The organism is Kribbella sp. (assembly GCF_035655035.1).
Taxonomy (GTDB): Bacteria; Actinomycetota; Actinomycetes; order Propionibacteriales; family Kribbellaceae; genus Kribbella.
The window spans coordinates 1-4,127 of sequence record NZ_DASRVN010000108.1 but is presented as its reverse complement, the minus strand read 5'-3'; the positions used below and the strand labels follow the sequence as shown (position 1 = coordinate 4,127).

General features: G+C 69.3%; 3 protein-coding genes and 1 pseudogene. 3 read left to right on the top strand and 1 reads right to left on the bottom strand.

The window, feature by feature from the left end:
* Positions 1–1,565, top strand: a 1,565-nt coding sequence (locus VFF46_RS06315; RefSeq protein ID WP_325036073.1) for a HelD family protein, incomplete at its 5' end; no start/stop codon positions are given.
* On the opposite strand, the gene VFF46_RS06310 is transcribed toward VFF46_RS06315, so the two are convergent.
* Positions 1,546–2,736: an MFS transporter gene (locus tag VFF46_RS06310; RefSeq protein WP_325036072.1), complete on the bottom strand. Its 1,191-nt coding sequence runs from the start codon at positions 2,734–2,736 to the stop codon at positions 1,546–1,548. The two genes, VFF46_RS06315 and VFF46_RS06310, sit on opposite strands and share 20 nt — an antisense overlap.
* Positions 2,737–2,824: 88 nt before the next feature.
* On the opposite strand from VFF46_RS06310, the gene VFF46_RS06305 reads away from it, so the two are divergent.
* On the top strand, positions 2,825–3,136 hold the full coding sequence (locus tag VFF46_RS06305) for an ArsR/SmtB family transcription factor (protein ID WP_325036071.1): 312 nt from the start codon (positions 2,825–2,827) through the stop codon (positions 3,134–3,136).
* 67 nt (positions 3,137–3,203) lie between these two features.
* Positions 3,204–4,127, top strand: a pseudogene (locus VFF46_RS06300) (Pyrrolo-quinoline quinone); the annotation flags it as partial.

The following is a 4,127-nucleotide window of genomic DNA, read 5'->3' as shown; positions in this document are numbered from 1 at the left end:
TGGACGCCGAGATCGAGCGACCGCGCTCCGGCCCGATGCGTGACATCGTCGCGACCATCCAGCCGGAGCAGGACGTGATCGTCCGGGCCGGTGTCGACGAGACCATCTGCGTCCAGGGAGCGCCCGGTACCGGTAAGACCGCGGTCGGGCTGCACCGGGCGGCGTACCTGCTGTACGCGTACCGGGACCAGCTCAGCCGCGCCGGGGTGCTCGTGGTGGGCCCGAACGCGAGCTTCCTGCGCTACATCGGCGACGTCCTCCCGGCGCTCGGGGAGATCGAGGCGAAGCAGACGACGGTCGAGGAGATGGTTGCCCGGGTCAAGATCGCCGGACCGGGCCCTGCACCGGTCGACGTGCTCAAGGGCGACGCCCGGATGGCCGAGGTACTCCACCGGGCCGTGTGGGCGCACGTGCGGAAGCCCGAGGACGCGCTCGTCGTACCGCGGGGCGCGCACCGCTGGCGGGTGGCGACGTACCAGGCCGAAGAGCTCGTCGACGAGCTCCGGACGCGCGGCATCCGGTACGGCGCGGGCCGCGCGATGCTGCCGCAACGGCTGGCCCATGCGGTGCTGCTGCGGATGGAGGCGGCCGGTGACTCGCCGGACGACCGTGTACAGGACTCGGTGGCGCGTAGCCGTCCGGTCAAGCAGTACGCCGAGGCGCTGTGGCCGGCTGTGGATCCGGCCAAGCTGTTGTTCCGCCTGTTCACGGAGCCGGACCTGCTGGCCCAGCACGCGGACGGCATCCTCACGGCCGAGGAGCAGGCGCTGTTGATCTGGGAGAAGGTGCCGCGCTCCCCCGGCGCCGCCAAGTGGTCCGTTGCCGATGCCACGCTGATCGACGAGATCGCCGACCTGGTCGACCGTACGCCGTCCCTCGGTCACGTGGTGCTGGACGAGGCCCAGGACCTGTCCGCCATGCAGCTGCGCGCTGTCGGGCGCCGCTGCTCGACAGGGTCGATGACCGTGCTCGGTGACATCGCACAGGGCACCACACCGTGGGCAACGCCGTCCTGGGACGAGGCCCTGACGCATCTTGGCAAGACCAGCGCCCACACCGAGGAACTGACTGCCGGCTTCCGCGTCCCCGGTCAGGTGATCGAGTACGCCGCTCGGCTGCTCCCGACAATCGCACCACACCTCAAACCGCCGACAGCCGTACGGCGGGCGCGCGGTGAGCTGACCATCACCCGCGTACCGGACAGCCTCGCTGCTGCGGTCACCGCAGTACAGGAGGCGTCGGAGCGGCTCGGGTCGATCGGGCTGATCGTGCCGGACGCCCTGGTCCCGGCGACCCGGAAAGCCTTGCAGGGCATCGCTTTCTCGGTGCTGGGCGACGAGGACGATGTCGACGCCCACCTGGACGTCGTTCCGGCCTCACTCGCCAAGGGCCTCGAGTTCGACCACGTGGTACTGGTGGAGCCGGCCGGCATCGTCGCTGGTGAAGCCGACGAGCGGACCGGTCTCCGACGCCTGTACGTCTGCCTGACGCGTGCCGTCACCTCACTGGTCGTCGTGCACAGTCAGGACCTGCCCGAGGTACTGGTCACTCAGCCGCAGCCGTGACGTACACGTCCTCCTCACGCTCAAGCTCCTCGACGCGCTGCAGGGACGGGTCACGCCAGAGCGCGTAGACCAGGCCGAGCACCACCACGGACAGCGCAGACGCCAGTACAGGCAGGTAGCCGACTCCTACGGTCTGGATGACCAGTCCGCCGACGACAGCGGACAGACCGGCACCTAGGTAGATGGCGGATGCGTTGAGCGAGATGAGCAAGCCACCGCCGAGCTCCAGCAACAGGTTCTGGATCGGCGGGTTGAAGGCCCACGTGAGCATGCCCCACACGACCAGAGCCACACCCGCACCGACCTCCGTCGTCAGCGTGAGGTCCAGCGTGGCCAGAACCGCAGTGATGCCCACCATGAGCACGACGAGCGTGCGCAGGCTGCCGAAGCGGTCAGTGATGCGCCCGCCGAGGAAGTTGCCGATGACGGCGCCCACGCCGTACAGCAGCAGCAACAGACCAGTGACGTTGCCGGTCAGACCGGCGGTGTGCTTGAGCAGCGGCACGATGTAGATGTACACGCTGAACGCAGCCAGCACAGCAAGCACTGTCATCGCCAGCACGATCTGCACGCGCCGATCGGTCACCCCTGCGAACCGTTCGCGCAGACTGACGACAGGTGCTGCCTCAACCTTCGGCAGGGCGGCCCGCTCGACGATGGCAACCAGTACGGCGACCGCGGTGATAAGAGCGAAGACCCCCTTGTAACCGAGCGTCGGGCCAAGCAGCGTGCCTGCAGGTACGCCGAGAACCAGGGCGAAGGTGAGACCGCCGAACACGATGGCCACGGCTCTACCGCGTTCCTCGGGCGGCAGCAGGCTCGTGGCGAACAGTGTGGCGGCCGGGGTGTACACGGCGGCGCCGAACGCGGCCACGACCCGGCCGACGATCAGGAGCGGGTAGTTGTCGGCCAGCGCGGCGATCAGGTTGCCGAGCGCGGCCAGGACCAGTGCGGCGATCAGGAGGGTACGGCGCTCCCACCGGCCGGTCAGCGTGGACAGGATCGGTGCACCGATCGCGTACGACAGCGAGAACGCGGTGGCCAGCTGGCCCGCGGCGGTCAGCGAGACGTGCAACTCGGAGCTGACGTCGGGCAGCACCCCGGACACGACGTACGCGCTGGTGCCGACCGCGAACGCGCCGGCGCCGAGCAGGTAGATCCGTGCGGACATCTGGGGACCTTCCGGAGAGATTCATTAGTTCGACCGTCATCGTACTACGAAGAACATCGAACTTCGACAGGCGTCGTACTATGGACACATGGCCACCAAAGTCCTCCCGCAGCCCGAGCGGGGTGAGATCCGCGTCGAGGCGGTTCTGCAGGCGTTGGGCGAGCCGGTCCGGCTGACCATTGTCCGGGCGCTCGCCGACCACCCGGCCGGCGTCTGCTGCGGCGAGATCGAGCTCCCGGTCACCGCGTCCACGCGGGCCCACCACCTGAAGATCCTCCGCGAGGCCGGGGTGATCTCCACCCACACCGACGGCACCCGGCGGGTCAGCCTGCTGCGCCGCGACGACCTCGAGAACCTGTATCCCGGCCTGCTCACCGGCGTGCTGTCGGCCAAGCAGTAGGAGACCGCAAGGTTGCGGTGGGCTGATCGAAGGCTGGTTGCAGTAGTGCGGCTGGCAAACTGAAGCAGTGGTGGAACTCCGGGCGCGCTGGGACGACCTGCTGCCCGGGTCTGCCTCACTGGCGGACGACCTGGTCGGCCGGTACGTCGACCGCACCAGGCGCGCGTACCGCGAGCAGTACCTGAAGATCGTCCTGACCGCGCTGGATTCGCTGATCCAGCTCTCCACCGACCCCACCAGCGTCCGGCTGGCGGCCTGGTTGCACCGGGCGGTCCACGAGCCCGGCGGTACGCCGCCCGAGGACGCCGAGGCTTCGGCCCGGCTCGCGGAGCGGCTGCTGCCGCGGTACGGCGTACCGTCGATCCGGATCGCCGAGGTCGCGCGGCTGATCCGCCTGACCGGGGACCTGGCCGCGCCGGCGCCGGACTCCTACGCGCCACCGCGCCGGGACGCCAACGGCGACGTACTGCTCGACGCAGTGAACGCTATTCTCGCCTCCGACCCCACCCGGTACGCCGTACACACGGCCGAGGTACGCCGGGACGCCGGTGAGCGGAAGGCCGCGCTCGAGCACCGGTACGACGACGTACGCGATCTGCTCGACGGACACCTCTACCGCACGCAACTGGCGCGGCAACGGCTCGGCCAGATCGCACGCCTCAACCTGGAGTCGGAGCTCGCTGGACTGGACAGTGAGCTGCCAGCACCCTGGCGTGGTTGGCAGCAGGCCGGACTGACCGCGGTAGCCACATTCACCGCCGTTGCGGCCGCTGTGGTCGCGATTGCCGCCTCTGGCGCGTCCTGGCAGGTCCCAGCCGCAGACAACGAGGTTGGCTGGCCAACGGTCGCTCTGGCCGTGCTCTCGTTCTTCAGCGCACCAGTGCTGTTCCGCTGCGCCCGCAGCGCCAGCCAGCGCGCCCGCCTGATCGCAGGCGCAATACTGGCCATCGCAGTGACCAGTCTGCTCATCGCCTGGGCCCAGACACCAAGA

Excerpts from the sequence above, each read along its gene's own strand:
- VFF46_RS06305 (WP_325036071.1), top strand. The coding sequence starts at position 2,825 with ATGGCCACCAAAGTCCTCCCGCAGCCCGAGCGGGGTGAGATCCGCGTC.
- VFF46_RS06310 (WP_325036072.1), bottom strand. The coding sequence starts at position 2,736 with ATGTCCGCACGGATCTACCTGCTCGGCGCCGGCGCGTTCGCGGTCGGC.